Origin of the sequence: Microbacterium sp. NPDC091662, assembly GCF_044756705.1 — a bacterium.
Classification (GTDB): Bacteria; Actinomycetota; Actinomycetes; order Actinomycetales; family Microbacteriaceae; genus Microbacterium.
Window position 1 is genome coordinate 825,550 of sequence record NZ_JBIVTM010000001.1, and the last position, 18,100, is coordinate 843,649.

16 protein-coding genes are annotated in these 18,100 nt (G+C 68.9%); 6 read left to right on the forward strand and 10 right to left on the reverse strand.

Features of this window, described 5'->3' with window-relative positions; all coding sequences use genetic code 11:
- Positions 1-133 precede the first annotated feature (133 nt).
- The gene (locus ACIQLD_RS04035; protein ID WP_402605307.1) at positions 134-2,017 is read left to right on the forward strand and encodes a chorismate-binding protein; all 1,884 of its coding nucleotides are present in this window, start codon (positions 134-136) and stop codon (positions 2,015-2,017) included.
- Positions 2,018-2,074: 57 nt separating this feature from the next.
- Here ACIQLD_RS04035 and ACIQLD_RS04040 read toward each other — a convergent pair whose 3' ends face one another.
- Positions 2,075-3,388, reverse strand: coding sequence for a M50 family metallopeptidase (locus ACIQLD_RS04040; RefSeq protein WP_402605310.1), 1,314 nt, complete (start codon positions 3,386-3,388; stop codon positions 2,075-2,077).
- 63 nt (positions 3,389-3,451) lie between these two features.
- On the opposite strand from ACIQLD_RS04040, the gene ACIQLD_RS04045 reads away from it, so the two are divergent.
- The 3 genes from ACIQLD_RS04045 (at position 3,452) to ACIQLD_RS04055 (ending at position 6,544) form a co-directional block, all read left to right on the forward strand.
- A complete protein-coding gene (locus tag ACIQLD_RS04045) occupies positions 3,452-4,036 on the forward strand; it encodes a hypothetical protein (protein WP_402605312.1) in 585 nt (194 codons plus the stop codon).
- Between the two features lie 102 nt (positions 4,037-4,138).
- On the forward strand, positions 4,139-4,828 hold the full coding sequence (locus ACIQLD_RS04050) for a YcnI family protein (RefSeq protein ID WP_402605314.1): 690 nt from the start codon (positions 4,139-4,141) through the stop codon (positions 4,826-4,828).
- 93 nt (positions 4,829-4,921) lie between these two features.
- Positions 4,922-6,544: a Mur ligase family protein gene (locus tag ACIQLD_RS04055; RefSeq protein ID WP_402605316.1), complete on the forward strand. Its 1,623-nt coding sequence runs from the start codon at positions 4,922-4,924 to the stop codon at positions 6,542-6,544.
- 62 nt (positions 6,545-6,606) lie between these two features.
- Here the strand turns inward: ACIQLD_RS04055 and dxr are convergent, their stop codons facing one another.
- Together dxr and ACIQLD_RS04065 are read right to left on the reverse strand one after the other, a co-directional pair.
- Positions 6,607-7,689 carry a 1-deoxy-D-xylulose-5-phosphate reductoisomerase gene (dxr, locus tag ACIQLD_RS04060; RefSeq protein ID WP_402605319.1) on the reverse strand — a complete coding sequence of 361 codons (1,083 nt, stop codon included), beginning with the start codon at positions 7,687-7,689 and terminating at the stop codon, positions 6,607-6,609.
- Positions 7,690-7,725: 36 nt separating this feature from the next.
- A complete protein-coding gene (locus ACIQLD_RS04065) occupies positions 7,726-8,688 on the reverse strand; it encodes an FKBP-type peptidyl-prolyl cis-trans isomerase (RefSeq protein ID WP_402605322.1) in 963 nt (320 codons plus the stop codon).
- Between the two features lie 123 nt (positions 8,689-8,811).
- On the opposite strand from ACIQLD_RS04065, the gene ACIQLD_RS04070 reads away from it, so the two are divergent.
- Positions 8,812-9,609 carry a lysophospholipid acyltransferase family protein gene (locus ACIQLD_RS04070; RefSeq protein WP_402605324.1) on the forward strand — a complete coding sequence of 266 codons (798 nt, stop codon included), beginning with the start codon at positions 8,812-8,814 and terminating at the stop codon, positions 9,607-9,609.
- 12 nt (positions 9,610-9,621) lie between these two features.
- Here ACIQLD_RS04070 and ACIQLD_RS04075 read toward each other — a convergent pair whose 3' ends face one another.
- Positions 9,622-10,119 (reverse strand): OsmC family protein, encoded by a 498-nt coding sequence (locus ACIQLD_RS04075; protein ID WP_402605327.1) that lies wholly within the window; start codon positions 10,117-10,119, stop codon positions 9,622-9,624.
- Between the two features lie 67 nt (positions 10,120-10,186).
- Between ACIQLD_RS04075 and ACIQLD_RS04080 the strand changes: the two genes are divergently transcribed.
- Positions 10,187-11,182, forward strand: coding sequence for an asparaginase (locus ACIQLD_RS04080; RefSeq protein ID WP_402605330.1), 996 nt, complete (start codon positions 10,187-10,189; stop codon positions 11,180-11,182).
- A 64-nt stretch (positions 11,183-11,246) separates the two neighbouring features.
- On the opposite strand, the gene ACIQLD_RS04085 is transcribed toward ACIQLD_RS04080, so the two are convergent.
- The 6 genes from ACIQLD_RS04085 to ACIQLD_RS04110 form a co-directional block, all read right to left on the reverse strand.
- Positions 11,247-14,000: an FtsK/SpoIIIE domain-containing protein gene (locus ACIQLD_RS04085; protein WP_402605333.1), complete on the reverse strand. Its 2,754-nt coding sequence runs from the start codon at positions 13,998-14,000 to the stop codon at positions 11,247-11,249.
- A gap of 58 nt (positions 14,001-14,058) precedes the next feature.
- Positions 14,059-14,856 carry a PP2C family protein-serine/threonine phosphatase gene (locus ACIQLD_RS04090; protein WP_402605335.1) on the reverse strand — a complete coding sequence of 266 codons (798 nt, stop codon included), beginning with the start codon at positions 14,854-14,856 and terminating at the stop codon, positions 14,059-14,061.
- An 84-nt stretch (positions 14,857-14,940) separates the two neighbouring features.
- Entirely contained in the window at positions 14,941-15,924 is a 984-nt protein-coding gene (locus tag ACIQLD_RS04095) for an aldo/keto reductase (protein WP_402605338.1), read from the reverse strand.
- An 89-nt stretch (positions 15,925-16,013) separates the two neighbouring features.
- On the reverse strand, positions 16,014-16,865 hold the full coding sequence (locus tag ACIQLD_RS04100) for a large exoprotein (RefSeq protein ID WP_402605340.1): 852 nt from the start codon (positions 16,863-16,865) through the stop codon (positions 16,014-16,016).
- Positions 16,866-17,014: 149 nt separating this feature from the next.
- A complete protein-coding gene (locus ACIQLD_RS04105; protein ID WP_402605343.1) occupies positions 17,015-17,761 on the reverse strand; it encodes a YaaA family protein in 747 nt (248 codons plus the stop codon).
- A gap of 76 nt (positions 17,762-17,837) precedes the next feature.
- Entirely contained in the window at positions 17,838-18,098 is a 261-nt protein-coding gene (locus ACIQLD_RS04110) for a F0F1 ATP synthase subunit epsilon (protein WP_017830988.1), read from the reverse strand.
- Positions 18,099-18,100 lie beyond the last annotated feature (2 nt).

The window sequence follows — 18,100 nt, forward strand, 5'->3', positions numbered from 1 at the left end:
TCGGCCCCATGCTCGCGAACTTCACCTGGTGGCCCGCCTTCTAGGCGGTGTGTTCGCGTTCCCACGAATTCAGACCGCCGACGTCGGCGGTCTTTTCGTTGCGCCGAGCCGGAGCACTGCACAGGAGACATCGATGACCCTCTCACGACTCGCCGAGCTCAGCGCCGATCCCGCGGCATCCTTCGTGCTCATCGCACGCGACGGTGCCGACACCGTCGAGCTGCTCAGCGGCGACGTCGTCGACGTCGACCTGCTCGCGGACATCCCGCTCACGATCGACGGCACACCGCGCGAGGTCTTCGCCATGGTGCCCTATCGCCAGGTGCGCGAACGCGGCTTCGTCGCCCAGGACGACGGGGCGCCCCTGCGCTGCGTGATCGTCGACGAGCACCTGCACCTCCCGACCGCCGAGCTTCTGCCCGCGCTCCCGAGCACGCCCGTTCCCCTGCACGACGACGGATTCGACATCGCCGACGCCGAGTACGCAGCCATCGTCGAGACGGTCATCGCCGATGAGATCGGACGCGGCGAGGGCGCGAACTTCGTCATCCGTCGAGACTTCACCGCGACCATCGACGTCGAGGACCGCATCGCGGCGCTCACCTGGTTCCGAGCCCTGCTGACGCACGAGCGCGGTGCCTATTGGACCTTCGCCGTCTTCACAGCCGACCATATCGCCGTGGGCGCCAGTCCCGAGGCCCACGTGGTCGCCCGCGAGGGCGTCGTCACGATGAACCCGATCTCCGGAACCTTCCGTCATCCGGCGGGCGGAGCGACGAAGGAGACGCTGATCGACTTCCTCGCCTCGACCAAGGAGACCGAGGAGTTGTTCATGGTCGTCGACGAGGAGCTCAAGATGATGAGCGCCGTCTGTTCCGACGGCGGCCGCATCACCGGCCCGCACCTGAAGGAGATGTCGCGACTCACGCACACCGAGTACATGCTCCGCGGTCGCAGCGCCCTCGATCCGCGCGACATCCTGCGCGAGACGATGTTCGCTCCGACCGTGACCGGCTCGCCCATGCAGAACGCCTGCGCCGTCATCCGCCGTCACGAGCAGAAGCCCCGCGGCTACTACTCCGGCGTCGCCGCATTGTTCACTCCGAATGCAGACGGCGGGCACGACCTGGATGCCCCGATCCTCATCCGGACCGTCTATCTCCAGCACGGCACCCTCCGCGTTCCGGTCGGGGCGACGCTGGTCCGACACTCCGACCCGATGGGCGAGGTCTCCGAGACCCATGGGAAGGCCGCGGGCGTGCTGGGGGCCATCGGAGCGATCGACCGCGACCGGGTGGCCGAGGCCCGGAGCGACGCCGACGCGCCTGGCGACGCCCGCTCCCTCGCCGACGAGCCCGCCATCGCCGAGCTGCTGTCGTCGCGCAACGCCCGTCTGGCCGAATTCTGGCTCAACCCGCAGGGCGAGGACTTCACGGGGCCGTTCGCCGGGCGCTCCGCGCTCGTCGTGGACGCGGAGGACCGGTTCACGACCATGCTGGCCCATCAGCTGCGCCACCTCGGGCTCGCCGTCACGATCGCTTCCTGGAGCGAGGTGCAGGACGCCGACCTCGACGCCGCAGATCTCGTCGTCGCCGGCCCCGGTCCCGGCGACCCGCGCCACGCGGAGAACGCGCGCATCGCCCGGATGCGCGACGTCGTCGCCCGGCGGCTCGACTCCGGCGCGCCGCTGCTCGCCGTGTGCCTGAGCCACCAGATCCTCGCCGACAGGCTCGGCATCGCCCTGACCCCGCTCGACGCACCGCACCAGGGGCTGCAGAAGTCCGTCCCGGTCTTCGGGGAAGACGCCTCGATCGGCTTCTACAACACCTTCACCGCGCGGGTAGCACCCGGCACGACGGTCCTCGGCGCCGCCGATGTCTCGGCGGACCCCGACTCGGGCGACGTGTATGCGCTCCGCGGAGAGCACTTCGCATCGGTGCAGGGACACCTGGAATCGATCCTGTCGCGCGACGGGATCCGCACGCTCGAGCGCCTCGTCTCGCACGCGCTCGCCTGAGCCGGGATTCCCGGATCACGTCCCGCTCTCACGAGCAGTCCGACGTGGCCTGCGAACTCAGCCGAGAAGGGTCACCGGATTGAAGAGGTCGGCGACCAGGAGCAGCGCTCCCATCCCGATCAGGAGCACGGCGACGACCACCGTCAGCGGCACGAGCTTTGTCGCATCGACCGGCGCAGGCGGGGGCCGACGGAAGAGCTTCGCCCACGCACGCTTGATGCCGTCCCAGAGCGCCACGACGATGTGACCGCCGTCGAGCGGGAGGAGCGGGATCAGGTTGAACACGAAAAGGGCGATGTTCAATGAACCCAGGAGCCCCAGCAGGACGGCGAACCTGTTGAGGACGGGGGCGTCGGTCGCGGCGACCTCGCCGGCCAGCCGCCCGACGCCCACGACGCTCAGCGGCCCGTTGGGATCGCGCTCGCCACCGGTCACCAGAGACACGCCCACGTCCCACAGCCGCACGGGCAACGTGACGATCAGCGAGCCCACCCTGGCGACATTGTCGGCGGCCATCTCGGGACCGGCGCTCAGCGGCTGCTGCACGTAGCCCATCTGGGCGCCCATGCCGACGTAGCCGACCTCTTTCACGACCGGCTTTCCCGCGTCATCGAGGATCGGCTGGCCGCTGGCATCCGTGATCGAGCGTTCCGCGGCGATCGGGGTGATGCTCAGTGACTGCTCCGCTCCGTCGCGGCGCACGACCATGTCGAGGGTTTCACCCGGTGCGCCCTGCACGATCGCCGTCGCCTCGGCGAACGTCGTCACCGGCTGTCCGTCGACGGACAGGATCACGTCGCCCGGCTTGATCCCGGCCTCCGCCGCGGGGGAAGCCGGGTCATCCGGCGAGCACTCGGTGGCTGTCGAGCCCGCCGGCACCACGCATTCGGTCACCGAGGCGATCGTCGTCGTCCCCTGCTGCAGGCCGATGCCCGACAGCAACACGGTGAAGATCACGGTCGCGAGGAGAAGGTTCATCACCGGACCGCCGAGCATGACGACGACGCGCTTCCACACGGGCAGACGGTAGAAGACGCGATCTTCGGCACCCTCGGCGATGGTCTCGTCGTTGGCGCTGCGCGCATCCTGGATCAACGACCGGAACACGCCGGATGCCGGTCCGGACCCTTTCGAGGCCGGGTACATGCCGGACATGGAGATGAAGCCGCCGACCGGGAGCATCTTGAATCCGTACTCGGTCTCGCCGATGCGCTTCGACCACAGCCGCGGTCCGAAGCCGATCATGTACTGACCGACGCGCACGCCGAAGAGCTTCGCGGGGACGAGGTGGCCGATCTCATGCAGGCCGATCGACAGCCCGAGGCCGATCAACATGAAGAGGATGCCGGCCAGATAGAGCAGGAATTCCACGTGCCAACGTTAGTGCCCCCAGCTAGGAATCCGCCCGGCGCCTCACGCGGCTAGGCTGTGAGCGTGAATCCCCGGCAGCTGCGACTCGTGCGCGCTGCCGTCGTCTCCTCGGCGGCGACCCTGCTCGCGGCGCTTTCCCACACTCTCGGAGGCGGAGCGGCCCCACACCTGCTCCTGATCGTGGCGGTGGCGACCCTGCTCACCCCGTTCTCGGCTCTCCTGGTCGGTGTCCGACGATCGCGCGGTCGTGTCGCCATCGCCGTGTTCCTCGGACAAGCCGCTTTCCACGCCGTGTTCCAACTGCTGGGCTCGCCCACGGGTGCGACTCCGATCGCAGGCGGTGGACACGCCCATCACCTCGATCTGACCGCCCTCACTTCCACGTCGCCCGCAGCGACTCCCAGCGCCCTGATGTTGTCGGCGCACGTCGTCGCGGCCGTGCTCACCACACTCCTCGTCTGGCACGGAGAAGCAGTCGTTCGGGTCGTCGCCCGCTGGGTCGACGCACTCCTCCGACGCGCGTCCGTCGGGGCACCCGCCATGCATCGCCGGCCCGCGCGTCTGCGGTCGATCACCGTCACCGGCTTCGATGCCGCCGTCGCGGTCGCTGTGCCGCGACGCGGTCCTCCTGCTCTCCTCCGCGACTGATCCGTCGCACCGGAATCCGCCGCCCTGACACGGGTGGCATCCCTTTCTCGCGGAGACGCGCCATCGTGGCGCGCCCGCAGCTCGAGCATCAGGAGAACTCTCATGTCCCGCAACACCCGTACCCGTCGTCTGCGCCCCACCACCGTGCGTCTCGCCACCCTGGGAGTCCTCGGCGGCGCCGCACTCGCCCTGGCCGTTCCTGCCATGGCCGGTGCCCATGTGGGCGTCAGCCCCGACGAACTCACCGCCGGAGACCACGGCGTGCTCACGTTCTCGTTCTCGCACGGCTGCGAGAACTCCCCCACCACGGCGCTGCGCATCACGATGCCCGAAGGCCTCGCGTCCGTCTCACCGACCATGGACTCCGACTGGGACATCCAGGTCGAGCGCGGCGATGACGGCCTCGTCAGTGCCGTGACCTACACCGCGGTCGCCCCGGTGCCCACCGACCTTCGCGGTGCGGTGAGCATGGGAGTCGGGCTCGACGAGAGCACGCCGGACACCCTCGCGTTCCCCGTGGTCCAGCAGTGCGTCGAGGGCTCGACCGAATGGACGCAGATCGCCGAGAACGGCGAGGACCCGCACAGCCTCGACGCGCCGGCGCCGGTCGTCTCCGTCACCGCTGCCGCAGCCGGCGGACACGGCGAGCACGCCGAGTCAGACACGGCGGCAGAGAGCGCGTCCCCGACCGCGGACGCGGATCCCCTGGGGGTGGCGCTCGGCGCCGGCGGTCTCGTCGCCGGCATCGCCGCACTGGTCGTCGCGATCCTCGCCTACCGACGCCGCGTCTGATGATGAGAGCGGCCCCTCGTCCTCCGCAACGCGGCACGCGAGGGGCCACTCCGCGAGGGGTTCCCGCCACGGTCGTGAGATCATGGATGCGCCATGTCGATTGAACAACAACCGAGCTTGCCTCCCGTGCTCCGCCCCGCGAACCCGCCCCGGCGTGAGCTGTCCGAACTCGCTTCCCGTTTCGCCCGCACCGTTCGCGGCGATGTCGACGGGATCGCCCTCTCCGGCATCACCCTCGCGACGGCTGACCTCCGTCCCGGCGAGGCATTCGTCGCGATCCGGGGCGTCAACCGGCACGGTGCGGACTTCGCCGTCACGGCTGCCGAGAAGGGCGCCGTCGCCGTCATCACCGACGAGGCGGGTGCGGAGATCGCCGACGCCGCGAAACTTCCGATCCTCGTGGTCGATGACCCTCGGGCCGTGCTCGGTGATCTCAGCGCGTGGGTCTACGGCACCGGCGCCGGCGACCCGCTCCCCCTGTTGTTCGCGACGACGGGAACCAACGGCAAGACCAGCGTCTCCCACCTGCTCGAGGGCATCCTCGATCAGATCGGCGTCGTCACTGGCCTATCCTCCACCGCCGAACGCCACATCGCCGGCGAGATCATCGTGTCCCGCCTGACCACCCCCGAAGCTTCCGAGATGCATGCGCTCCTCGCACTGATGCGCGAGCGCGAGGTCGAGGCCGTCGCAGTCGAGGTCAGTGCGCAGGCACTGTCTCGTCACCGCGTCGACGGCATCCTGTTCGACGTCGCCGGATTCACGAACCTGAGCCACGATCACCTCGACGACTATGCCGACATGGAGGAGTACTTCGAGGCGAAACTGCCGCTTTTCCGGCCGGACCGCGCTCGGTGCGGAGTCATCTGCCTGGATTCCCCCTCCGGTGCGATCGTCGTCGACCGCGCGGAGATCCCGGTCGTCACGGTCGGCACTCCGTCCATCGCCGCCGATCCCGCGGCGGCGGCGGCTGCGGACTGGGTGGTCGTCATCGACGAGGAACGCGCAGCCGGTACCACGTTCACGATGACCGGCCCCGCCGGCTCCCTGACGACCACGGTCCCGGTGATCGGCCCGCACATGGCCGCGAACGCGGCTCTGGCGATCGTGATGCTCCTCGAGGGCGGCTACGCCTGGGACCGCATCGTCGAGGCGCTCACCCGCGACGGCGGCATCCGCGCCTACCTGCCCGGCCGCACCCAGCTCGTCTCCGGCGATCGCGGGCCGGCCGTCTTCGTCGATTTCGGGCATTCCCCGGATGCGTTCGAGAAGACGCTCGCCGCCGTCCGCCGCGTGACTCCCGGCAAGGTGCTGATGCTCTTCGGCGCCGACGGCGACCGTGACGCGAGCAAGCGCTTCGACATGGCCCGCACAGCGGTCGAGGGCAGCGACATCCTCGTCGTCACCGACCATCACCCCCGCTTCGAGGATCCTGCGTCCATCCGGGCGACTCTCGTCGAAGGGGCCCGCACGGCGCGGCCGGATGCCGAGATCCACGAGGCCTCGCCGCCCGAGAACGCCATCGTCACCGCCGTCGGACTGGTCGGCGACGGCGACGCCATCCTGTGGGCCGGCCCCGGACACCAGGACTATCGCGACATCCGCGGCGTGCGTACGCCGTACTCGGCACGTGAGCTCGCCCGTCGAGCGCTGCGTGCCGCCGGCTGGCCCGTACCCGACTCGCGCTGGCCGGTGCCCTACCCCGACGAGGACTGACGCCCTCGGTCGGGGCGGTTCCGCTCTGGTCCCCGATCAGATCACCCGGTCAGACGACCCGATCAGACCGCCGCGATCATGCGATCGGCCGTCGAGCGTGCCCATGCCTCGGCTTCGGCGAGCGTCTCGACGGTGAGGACGTCGGGCGCATCGTGCGCGTCGACGACCCGAGCGATCGTGTCCACGATGCCGAGGAACGAGAGCCGTCCCTCGTGGAACGCGTCGACCGCCTGTTCGTTCGCGGCGTTGTAGACAGCAGGGAACGTGCCGCCGGCGCGACCTACCGCCTTCGCGAGTGCGACGGAGGGGAACGCCTCGGCATCGAGGGGCTCGAACGTCCACGAGGTGGCGGATGACCAGTCGAGCGGTCGTCCGACGCCGCCGACGCGGTGCGGCCAGTCCAGACCCAGCGAGATCGGCAGACGCATGTCGGGCGGGGAGGCCTGCGCGATCGTCGAACCGTCGATGAACTCGACCATGGAGTGCACGATCGACTGCGGGTGCACCACGACCTCGATGTCGTCGTAGGCCACGTCGAACAGCAGATGCGCTTCGATCACCTCGAGTCCCTTGTTGACCAGGGTCGCGGAGTTGGTCGTGACCATCCGCCCCATGTCCCACGTCGGATGCGCGAGTGCCTCGGCCGGAGTGACCTCGGTCAGTTGCGCACGGTTGCGTCCGCGGAACGGTCCGCCGGACGCCGTCACCACGAGGCGGCGCACCTCGGCGTGGGTGCCGGCCAGAAGCGCCTGTGCCAGCGCCGAGTGCTCGGAGTCCACCGGGACGATCTGCCCGGGGGCCGCGGCAGCCAGCACCAGATCGCCGCCGACGATGAGCGATTCCTTGTTCGCGAGGGCGAGCGTACGGCCCGCCTTCAACGCCGCGAGCGTCGAGCCCAATCCGATCGAGCCGGTGATGGCGTTGAGCACCACGTCGGCCTCGACGTCGCGGACGAGCTGCTCGGCCTCGACCGCACCGAGGGCGGTCGACTCGACCTGGAACTGTGCGGCCTGCGCCTCCAGCATCTCGGCGTTGGAACCGGCGGCGAGGCCGACGAGCTCGAATCGACGAGGGTTGGCACGGATCACATCCAATGCCTGGGTGCCGATGGAACCGGTGGAGCCGAGGACGATGACGCGACGCATACCGTCAGCCTAGGTCACGCCCTCGGCACCCAGCGGCTACTGCTGCGCCTGGACCGGGGTCGTCGCCAGGATGTCCACGACGAACACGAGGCTCTCCTTCTGGAGTTCGTGCCCCTCGCTCGCACCGTATCCGTCGGACGGCGGCATCACGACGATGACCTGCGATCCGACCTTCTGGCCTTCGAGAGCCTTCTGGAAGCCCGCGACCACGCCGGTGGTCTGGAACTGCGCTGGAGCGGCATCGCGGCTCCAGCTGGAGTCGAACTCCTTGCCGTCTGACCACTTGACGCCCAGGTACTGCACGACCACGAGGTCACCGGAGGCGACCGTCGCGCCGTCACCCTGCTTGAGGACGGCGACCTGGGTCTCGGTCGGCGCGTCGCCGTCCGGGATCGTCACGGTCGGAGCGCCCTTGTCGTCGAGCTTGACGGTCGGCATGCCGGGAGTCGGGTCGACCGGCGTTCCCGTCGCCACTTCAGGGAGCTGCTCGACGGCCTCGGCATAGACGACCACGTTGTTGGCCCCCTCGCCGAGGACCTGACCGGGGAGCGTGAGCACGATCCGCGAGCCGACGGGCTTGCACTCGAGTGCCGCGACGAAAAGCGACGACTGGTTCGTGTCGAGCAGGACGGGCAGCACTCCGCCCTCACCACGGGCGGAAGAATCGAGCACCTGGTTGTTCGTCGCATCGACGATCTGGTACTCGACCGATACGAGGTCGTTCACCACTACGTCGTCCCCATCCCCCTCGGAGATGACGGTCCTCTCGACACCGGCGAACGGAGCATCGGCCGGAACCGTCACTTTGGTATCCGCTCCTTCGCCCTCCACGACCACCGAGTCGGATGTGGCCCCCGACTTCGCGTCCAACTGGCACGCGCTCGACGCCGTCGGCGAAGGGGTCCCGGAACTCTCGGGAGCACCACCACCGGCACAACCGGCCAGCAGCAGGGTCGCCGCGGCGACGGTGGACAGAACGATGAGCGGACGCTTGCGCACAGTGAGACCTCGGGATCGCGGGCAGGGAACTCCATCCTGCCTCATACCCCTTTGCCCGCGCTGGGAGGCGCGGCGCAACTCTTCATTCCCACGCCGGCATGGATCCGGGAGTAATCTGCTCTGATGACCTCTGAGCAGTCCGTCGAGCCCGAATCCTCGTCACAAGAGGAATCCTCGTCAGGGGAGACTGCGAAGCCTCGTCACGCCGGGTTCGCCTACACGCTCGGCCGCAGCCTCATCACACCACTCGCCCGTCTCGTGTACCGCCCCCGGATCGAAGGGCGCGAGAACGTGCCGCTGTCCGGACCCGTCATCTTCGCGAGCAATCATCTGTCGTTCATCGACTCGATCGCCATCCCGGTCGCGGCTCCCCGTCCCGTGCACTTCCTCGCGAAGTCGACGTACTTCGAAGGCACCGGATTCAAAGGCTGGATGAGCAAGACCTTCTTCGAGTCGATCGGCGCGATCCCGGTGCGCCGCGGTGCCGGACAAGCCGCGCTGGACGCGCTCGATCTGCAGCGCCAGCTCCTCGACGAGGGTCTCGCCGTCGCTCTGTATCCGGAAGGCACCCGCTCGACCGACAGCCGCCTCTACAAGGGCCGCACCGGGGTCGCCTTCCTCGCCTTGCAGACGGGGGCCCCCGTGGTCCCGGTCGGCCTCGTCGGCACGGATAAGGTGATGCCTGTGGGAGCGAAAGTGCCCACCCTCAAGGAGCGCATCACGGTACGCTTCGGCGAACCGCTCGACCTCTCCCCGCACGGCCCCGCGACGAGCGGACGGGCACGACGGCTCGCCACCGATCAGATCATGGCGGCGATCCACGGGCTCTCCGGCCAGGAGCTCGCGGGTGCGTACAACGAGGCACCAGCGCAGGGCGCCATCGAGAAGATCAAGCAGGCGCTCCCGCACGAGCGTCGCTGACGCCGCTGCGCTTCACTCAGCGAGGGCGCTGACCGTCGCCTGGTGACGCACGGGGAAGTTCATCGAGTTCGCGATGAAGCACCACTCGTTCGCCTGTGCATGTGCGCGCTCAGCGGCGTCGATCATCGATGCCTCGGCCACGACGACCTCCGGGCGCAGCATCACCTCGACGAACGAGCCGCCGCCCGCGCCGTCTTCGCGCATCATTCCGCTGGCCTGGTCGCGATAGGACACCACGACGACGCCCACCGTGACGCACACGTGCAGGTATGACAGCAGGTGGCACTCGGAGAGGGAGGCGAGCAGGAGGTCTTCTGGATTCCATCGTGAGGGATCGCCTCGGAACGGCTTGTCTGCCGAGGCGAGGAGATCGCGCTTCCCCTCGACCTCGATCGTCACGTCTCGCCGGTAGTCCCGGTATCCGGTCGTCCCGGTGCCGGTGTTGCCGGTCCATGTCGAGGTGAGCGCGTAGCGGTGTTCGCCGAGCGTGCGCGTGGTCGTCTCTGCCATCTGTTCAGTCTGTCAGGCTCGTCCGACACGACGCGAGACGTCGCACGCTCCGGGCTAGAGTTGACGGGTGCTGGAGACTCTCACCGTTCAGGATTCCGTGGAACTCGCCGTCGTCGAGCGGAGCGGATTCGTCGAATCCCGCCACGCCGGCGCCGCCGTCGTGCTCTCCCCCGATGGGGATATCATCGCCCGCCATGGAAATGCCGATGCGCTGATCCTGCCGCGTTCCAGCCTCAAGCCTCTCCAGGCGATCGCCTGCATCACCGCAGGTGCCGTCCTCGAAGGCGAGCAGCTCGCGCTCTCGACCGCGAGCCACGTCGGCACCGACCGTCACGCATCGGTGGTGCGCGACATCCTCACCGAGGGCGGGCTGACGGAAGACGACCTCGGCTGCCCGGCCTCATGGCCGAGTGACTCGGCGTCGCGAGACGAGCTCGTGCGCGAGCACGGCGAGCCGACCCGTGTACGCATGAACTGCTCCGGCAAGCACGCCGCGATGCTCCGCGCGTGCGTGGCGACGGGATGGCCGACCGACGGCTACCTCGACCCGACTCATCCGCTGCAACAGCACATCCGCGAGGTCATCGAGCGCCTCACCGGCGAGAAGATCGCCCACACCGCGATCGACGGATGCGGTGCGCCCGTCCATGCGATGACGCTGACCGGCCTGGCGCGCGCGATCCACCGCATCGGCACCGCCTCCGACCGCTCACCCTTCGCGCTTCACCGCGTCGCCGGTTCCCTGGTCCGCGCGGTGCGGGAGAACCCCTGGACGATCGAGGGTCCGGGGCGCCCCGACACGATCGCGACCGAGAAGCTCGGCGTGTTCACCAAGTACGGCGCGGAGGGCGTCCTGGTGATGGTCGCCCCCAACGGCACGACCGTGGCGCTGAAGATGCTCGACGGTGCCACTCGCGCATCGACGATCGTGGCCGCGACGCTTCTCGCTCGGGCCGGCGGGCTGAGTGACGCCGACGTGGCATCGCTTGCAGATGCGCTTCCGCTCGCGGTGCTCGGTGGCGGAGACCGCGTCGGTGTCATCCGTCCCGGCGCAGGAATCTGACGCTCACCACGGCGACCTCGGCGGTGAACGTCTCGTAGCCTCGGCGTCTCACAGCGGCAGTGCCTCATCGCGGGGCCAGCTCGGCGAGGTGGACGCGTCTCGGTGCGCCCGCTCCGATGACCGACCATGCCCGGCCCGCGTGCGGTCGCGCGTACGGCGGAAGCTCCCGAGCACCGACCAGCTGCCGGAGGTCACCGGGGTTCTCGCAGCGGACGAGTACCTCGCCCGATGATCTGATGCGCTGCCACACTGACCAGTTCCGTTGCCAGGTCTCGGCATCCGCCACCATGATGCACCGCCCTCCCGGCGCTGTCGGATCGATACCGGCCGCCATTACCGCGCACGCGGGGTGGGCATCGCGCATCGCGGCGATGACGGTGTCCGGAGCCGCACTGACGACAGCTGTGACCACCGATGAGGGCATCCACGCCGGTGCCCGAGATGCCGCGGCCCGACGCCATCCCGCATCGTCCACCCACGCCATCTGAACTTCGCGGTCTCCGATCACGGCACGCCCGGGAACGCGATCACGCACGAACCCCGACGCATCTCCCCCGGCTGCCAGATGTTCGAGCCGTGTCGACATCCGCAGCAGCGCACGGCGGGGCAGTAGATCGAGCACACGTCCCAGCGCCCCGCTCACCCTGGTCGCTGTCAGAACGAAGGTCGAACCCTGAGCCGCTCGAAGCGCGCGTTCCCACCGGTGCACGAGCTGCTGAGCGTACTCCGGCGGCAGTGCGGCCAGCGCCCCCTCCACGTCGTCACCCAGGACGACCGCAGGTGGCCGCTCTGCACCCTCCGCCCACGAGGTGAGGAGATCCCAGAGTCCCTCGGGATCGCTCGGCATCCAGAAGGCGTCATTCCGTTGTGCAGCCACCGCCCTCAACACCGAGGTCCGACCGGAGCCGGGGGCGCCGAGGACCACCAGCCCCCGCTCCTCACCGCAACGGAGCAGCTCCAGAGGCTGCTCCTGACGCCCCGGGTCGTCCGCGCGACCGAGAATGACCGCACCCGATACGAGCCCGGTGTGGTCGACGACCTCAGCGATCGGAAGGACGGCCGGAAGTGGCGGAAGCCAAGGACTGGACGGTGCGCCAGCTGCCGCCCACCGTGACCCCACGTCGCGCAGATCAGCAGCCTCCGTGAGCGCGATGCGCACCGCGACCGGCTCGTGGTCGGTTGGCCGGCGCACCAGGCCGAGCCCGCGGGAACCCGCATCTCCGGTGAGTGCTGCCGCGGCATCGGTGCCGATCACGAGCCGGCTGTCCGCCGTATCACCGACGCGCAGGCTGACACGCAGCGGGCAGTTCGCAGCCAGAGCATCTCTGATCACCCCGGTGGCACGTTGCGTGCCGAGAATGAGGTGCATCCCGAGGGCACGGCCGCGGGCGGCGATATCGGTGAACACCGCGCCGAGGTCGGGATGCTCGGCCAGAAGCGCCGCGAACTCGTCGACGACGATGACCAGCCGGGGCATCGAGACATCCCTCACGTCGCGCGCTCCCGCCGCAGCCAGCGCTCCTTCCCGCCGTCGCAGTTCGGCTGTCAAGCTGGAGACTCCTCGCCTTGCGCCCTCGTCATCGAGGTCGGTGATGACCGCGACGACCTGACGCAGGGCGCGCAGAGGCTCGAACGCGGTGCCGCCCTTGAAGTCCGCGAGCACGAACGTCACCCGGTCGGGTCCGTACGCCGTGGCGATGGCGGTCACCCAGCTGACGAGCAGCTCGCTCTTACCGGTCCCCGTCATCCCGGTCACGATCGCGTGCGGACCGTCTTCGACGATGTCGACCGTGATGCTCCCACGTTCGCCGCGACCGATCGCCGCGGCCAGTCCGTCGTGACTTGGGGTCTGCTCCAGCTCGGAGAGCCGCACCGCATCAGGAAGCACGTCGGTTTCATCGTCGCGAAGCGCGAGCTCGGTAGCCAGCGCATGCGCTTGCGCCTGCGACAGGCACTCCACAGCGATCGCGGTCGTTCCCGCCGGAGTTCGCAACATCGCCTGCCGTGGTTCGACGATGTCGATGACCGTCGTGATGCCCTCCGGCACCTCCTCGCTCTCCGCCGCCAGCCAGATCATCGCATCTGCTGCGCGCCGATCGCCCGCGTCCGGGCCGAGTCCGATCCGGAATCCGCCACGACCCGCCCTTCGGGTGTGCGGAACGCTCGCGAGCCCCTGGTCGGCGAGAACAGTCCCTTCCGGGTCGGTGCCGACCAGAGACAGCTGCGCCCGAGGGAACCGCAGACACAGCTGCAAGATGAGGGCGCGGGCCGCAGCCTCGATCAGAGGCCGCGGCCCTCGAAGGCAGATCCCCCCACCGATCGGCACGACGATCGGTGCGTCCTCGACGACGTGGCAACGTGCGCGGAATTCTCGCCCGCGCGGATCGTCTCCGCCGCTGCAGCGGACCTCGCTCGTGGACCCACCGGCACCGACGACGACGGGAATCGTCGCGTCGGCCTGTTGAGCCCCGCGAAGGGGCGGCTGCGCGATCGCGTTCGCGCAATCAGGCCACCGCTGCCACAGTTCCTCGCGTTCGTCCTGGTGGCGTCGGACGAGTTCTGCTTCTGCCGCGGCCCACTCCTCATCGACCTGCTGTTCGCCTCGTCGGCGTTCGCGACGGCGGGCACGTGCCGAGTCCACCAGCGAAGCGCCGATCATCAGCGGCCCCAATGCCGCGAAGCCGAGGGCGAGGAGAGAGCCGGTGACCAGCCACAGCACCACACCCGTGGCGACAGGCACGAGGGCAGCCATGAACGGCAGCGGGGCACGACGCGGTGCCGCCGGAGCTGCGGGAAGCACGATCGGAAGGGAATCCATGGGATCCAGTGGATCGCATCATGGGCCGTGATTCAGCGCTGTGCACAGCGCTGAAGCGCTACTGCGCGGTGTTCTCGATTGGGGAGGACGAGTCATCCTCTGCCGTGACCTGCACGATGATGAGCGTCACGTTGTCCCGCCCACCGTTCTCCAGCGCCGCGGCGAGCATCGCGTCGACCGCGGCCCCGGGATCTTCGTGCTCACGGAGGAAATGCTGGATGCCGTAGTCGGTCAGTTCTTTGGTGAGTCCGTCGGAACAGATGACGAACCGGTCCCCCGAACGCACGTCGATGGAGACGTAGTCGGGGGCGGTGAGCTCGCTCGCTCCCACGGCACGCGTGATCACGTTGCTGTAGGGGTGACCCTCGGCCTCTTCCGGGCTGAGCTTGCCCGCCGTGATCAGCTCTTGCACCACCGAGTGATCGGTGGTGATCTGGACCAGGCGATCGTCGCGGAGGAGGTACACCCGGGAATCGCCGATGTTCAGTGCGGTCCAGCGCGGCTCGTCGCCGACGGTGTCGAAGTACACGCCCGTGAGCGTGGTTCCCGTGCCCTCGTCGGTGGTCTCGGGGTGGTCGGCGATGTCGCCGACTGCCAGTTCGAGCGCGTTCTCGATCGACGGCCCATCGACCTTTCCCGCGGAGACGACGGCCTGCAAACGGGCGACCGTGCTCTGACTGGCGATCTCGCCGCCGGCATGACCGCCCATGCCATCGGCGACGATGAACAGCGGATAGTCGGCCAGGAAGGCGTCCTGGTTCGTCTCACGGCGTCGGCCTTGATCGGTGATCCCGGACCACGACAGCAGCAGCGGGCGCTGCGCAACCGTGACGCGGTGCGTCTTCGTCTCAGCCACGTGCTGCCTCCGGTGGGCCTGCGGCGGGTCGGACGGTCGCAGGATACTCACAACACATCGTAGTAGAAGTCGCGTGCACCGCGATCACACCCCGGTTCCCGGATCCGCCGGCAGCGGGAAGAGATCGTCGATGACGGCGAGCTCGTCGGCGTTCGGGCGCCAGGCCTCCCCTGCCTCCGCGTTCGCCTCGACCTGCCGCGCCGAGGTCGCGCCGGCGATCACGCTGGAGACCGCGGCGTGCGAGAGCAACCAGCCGAACGAGGCCTGGAGCATCGTGATGTCGCGCTCAGCGCAGAAGTCGCGGAAAGCGTCGAGAGCATCCCAGGGTGCGTTCTCCCACACATGGCGCCGCGTCGACATGATCCTGCTCGCCTGCGGCCCGCCGTCGCGGGTGAACTTTCCCGTGAGCAGACCGTTGTGCAGGGGAAAGTACGGGAAGAAGCCAAGCTGGTACCGCTCGACCGCCGGAAGCACCTCACGCTCCGCCGCTCGCGCGAGCAGCGAGTAGTGATTCTGGGCGGAGATGAACCTGCCGGTCGCGCGGGTCCTCGTCGTGAACTCCGCTTCGGCGATCTGCCACCCGGTGAAGTTCGAGTGACCGTAGTAGCGGATCTTGCCCTCGCGCACGAGCTCGTCGAGGGCGTCCGTGGTCTCGGCGATCGGCGTCTCAGGATCGGGGAGGTGCAGTTGATAGAGATCGATCCAGTCCGTGCGCAACCGCCGCAGTGATTCCTCCACGGCGCGACGGACGTAGCGGCGCGAGCCCCGCGCAGCCGGGAACGCGTACCCCATGTCACGCTCCTGGCCGAACTTCGTCGCCAGTACGACTCGGTCACGACGCCCCTCGAGTGCCTCGCCCATCAGCGTCTCACTCGCACCGGCGACCGCGCCGTACATGTCGGCGGTGTCGAGGAAGGTGATGCCGTTGGCGAGAGCCGCATCGATCACCTCGCGCGTGCCCGCAAGGCTCTGCGTCATCGTTCCCGCACGCCCGAAGTTGTTGCAGCCGAGGCCGGTGGCGGAAACGAGAAGACCGGAGGCACCCACACGGCGCTGGGACAAGACCATGCTCACCACGTTAGCGGCCGCTGCGGAGAGAAGACCGCGGCGGACAGCACAGAGCCCCCGGCCGGAGTCGGGGGCTCTGTGTCAGACGATCACGCCGGAGGCTGCGTGGGATCGGTCGGCGGTGCCGGCGGGGCGGCGGGCGGTGCCGGCGGAGCAGCGGGCGGTGCCGTCGGCGGTGCGGGCGGGGCGGCGGGCGGTGCGGCCGGGGGCGCCGGCGGCGTGGTCGGCGGCACAGGAGGAACCGGAGCACCGGTGGCCGGAGCGGCGGGTCCCGCAGGAGGCGCGTATCCGGGCTGCGCGGGCGGCGCATAACCGGGCTGCGCGGGAGGAGCGTAACCGGGCTGTGCGGGAGGAGCGTATCCCTGCGGGCCGGGCTGACCGTAGCCCTGCGGAGCGCCGTAGCCGGGCTGCGGCGCGGCCGAAGCCTGAGCCGGGATTCCATCCCACACCGTGCGGTCGCCGAGCAGACCGTTGGCCGCCCAGGATGCGGGCTGGATGCTCGGGTTCCAACGCGACTTGTCGAACGCGTTGATGCCGAGCCATACCGGCGGGAGGAAGAAGTAGAGGACCACCCATACGGCGTCCTTCTGCAGCTTCAGGCCGACACGCCAGGCCGCGATCAGGTCGACCACGCGTCCGGCGATACCGACGAGCGGGAGGATCAGGAACCACCCGAGGAAGGGGATGATCGCGCCGACGATACCGGCGCCCATCAGGTAGAGAACGAGCCAGGGGCTCAGATCGCCGAGCTTGTAGAAGATCATGGTGCTGTAGACGGGCACCCATGCCCGCCACTTCCCCTGCACTCTTGCCTTCTCGAAGATCTTCATGTAGAACCACGAGTAGAGCGCGTAGATCGCGAGTGGCAGGATCGTGTACGCCAGGATCAACGCGACGAGCGCGCCACCTGACAGGCCGTCATAGCCGTAGTAGTCGTTCATGGTTCCCTCCAGAAGTTCATGATGCGGCATCATGCGCTGAACACACTAGCGCTTCACGGGGTTTGCGCGCATGTCTCTTACGCTGTCGGGCGCGTTCGACGCATCTCCACCCGCGAGCAGGTGCGACAGCCACTCCCCCAGACGGATGATCACTCGTCGACGACGAGCTCCAGCACGCCGGTCTGCGCGCCATCGCGGAGAACGATCCCTCGCTTCTGCGCCCACAGCCGGAATCCTCGAAGGGATTCGACTCGTGGTCGATCTTCGGCGATCGCACGGACGAGCAGCCCCTTCGACTTCTTGTTGAAATGGTTGAGGGCTCTCCCGTGCTCCGTGACGACCTTCACGTACGCAGAGGAGACGGATTCCGGAACCGGTCCCAGGGCGACGTACGCCTCGCTGCGCAGGTCGAGCACGAAGGACGGATCCTCCTCCGCGATCGCTGCGGAGGTGGCGTCTGCCCAATGCCGTCGAAGCGCGGGGAGACCGGGGACGGAGATCCCGGCGGCGAGCCGATAGGTCGGGACCGCATCGAGGGCGCCGACCGGTCCCAGCGGAGCGCTGTGGATCCAGACGTGAGCCCCCAGCCATCGACGGGAGGCGGCGGAGAGGGATCGTGCGTCGAGCGCGTCGAACAGCACGCCCGTGTACCGGTCGATCGCCGGCATCGTGGGAGCGGAGAGGAGCGCCCTGTTGTGCGCGACATCGCCTGTCTGACGCGCACTCAACTTCAGCACCCGACGGGCGGCCTCGTCGTCGGCAGCGAGGTCGATCAGCGCCTCGACGACAGCGGATCGCCGCTCGTTCAGCGACGGGAGAGCCAGCGTGGAGAGGTCGAGCGGCGAACCGACACCGCCTTCGTGCTTGGTCTCCGACGGAGGGAGCAGGATCTTCATGAAACCTCGGTGGATGCAGACGCGTCCGCCTCGGAACCCGTACGGGTGCCGAGGCGGACGCGTGGAACAGAAACTGCTAGGCGATGAGAGCCGCGTTGCCGGCAACGATCGTCAGGGTGTCGCCCTCCATGGAGAGGAACCCGTCCTGCGCGTTGGCCAGCACCTTGGTGCCATCCGACTGGGTGATGCGAACCTGACCCTCGGCGAGGATGGCCAGCACCGGCTCGTGGCCGGTCATGAAGCCGATCTCACCCTCGACGGTCTTGGCGACCACGAGGCTCGCCTCTCCCGTCCAGACCTCCGCATCAGCGGAGACGAGGCTGACGTGCAGCGCCATGG

Coding starts and splice junctions, on each gene's coding strand:
- ACIQLD_RS04035 (WP_402605307.1), top strand. CDS start 134: ATGACCCTCTCACGACTCGCCGAGCTCAGCGCCGATCCCGCGGCATCC.
- ACIQLD_RS04050 (WP_402605314.1), top strand. CDS start 4,139: ATGTCCCGCAACACCCGTACCCGTCGTCTGCGCCCCACCACCGTGCGT.
- ACIQLD_RS04055 (WP_402605316.1), top strand. CDS start 4,922: ATGTCGATTGAACAACAACCGAGCTTGCCTCCCGTGCTCCGCCCCGCG.
- dxr (WP_402605319.1), bottom strand. CDS start 7,689: ATGCGTCGCGTCATCGTCCTCGGCTCCACCGGTTCCATCGGCACCCAG.
- ACIQLD_RS04070 (WP_402605324.1), top strand. CDS start 8,812: ATGACCTCTGAGCAGTCCGTCGAGCCCGAATCCTCGTCACAAGAGGAA.
- ACIQLD_RS04075 (WP_402605327.1), bottom strand. CDS start 10,119: ATGGCAGAGACGACCACGCGCACGCTCGGCGAACACCGCTACGCGCTC.
- ACIQLD_RS04085 (WP_402605333.1), bottom strand. CDS start 14,000: ATGGATTCCCTTCCGATCGTGCTTCCCGCAGCTCCGGCGGCACCGCGT.
- ACIQLD_RS04095 (WP_402605338.1), bottom strand. CDS start 15,924: ATGGTCTTGTCCCAGCGCCGTGTGGGTGCCTCCGGTCTTCTCGTTTCC.
- ACIQLD_RS04100 (WP_402605340.1), bottom strand. CDS start 16,865: ATGAACGACTACTACGGCTATGACGGCCTGTCAGGTGGCGCGCTCGTC.
- ACIQLD_RS04105 (WP_402605343.1), bottom strand. CDS start 17,761: ATGAAGATCCTGCTCCCTCCGTCGGAGACCAAGCACGAAGGCGGTGTC.
- ACIQLD_RS04110 (WP_017830988.1), bottom strand. CDS start 18,098: ATGGCGCTGCACGTCAGCCTCGTCTCCGCTGATGCGGAGGTCTGGACG.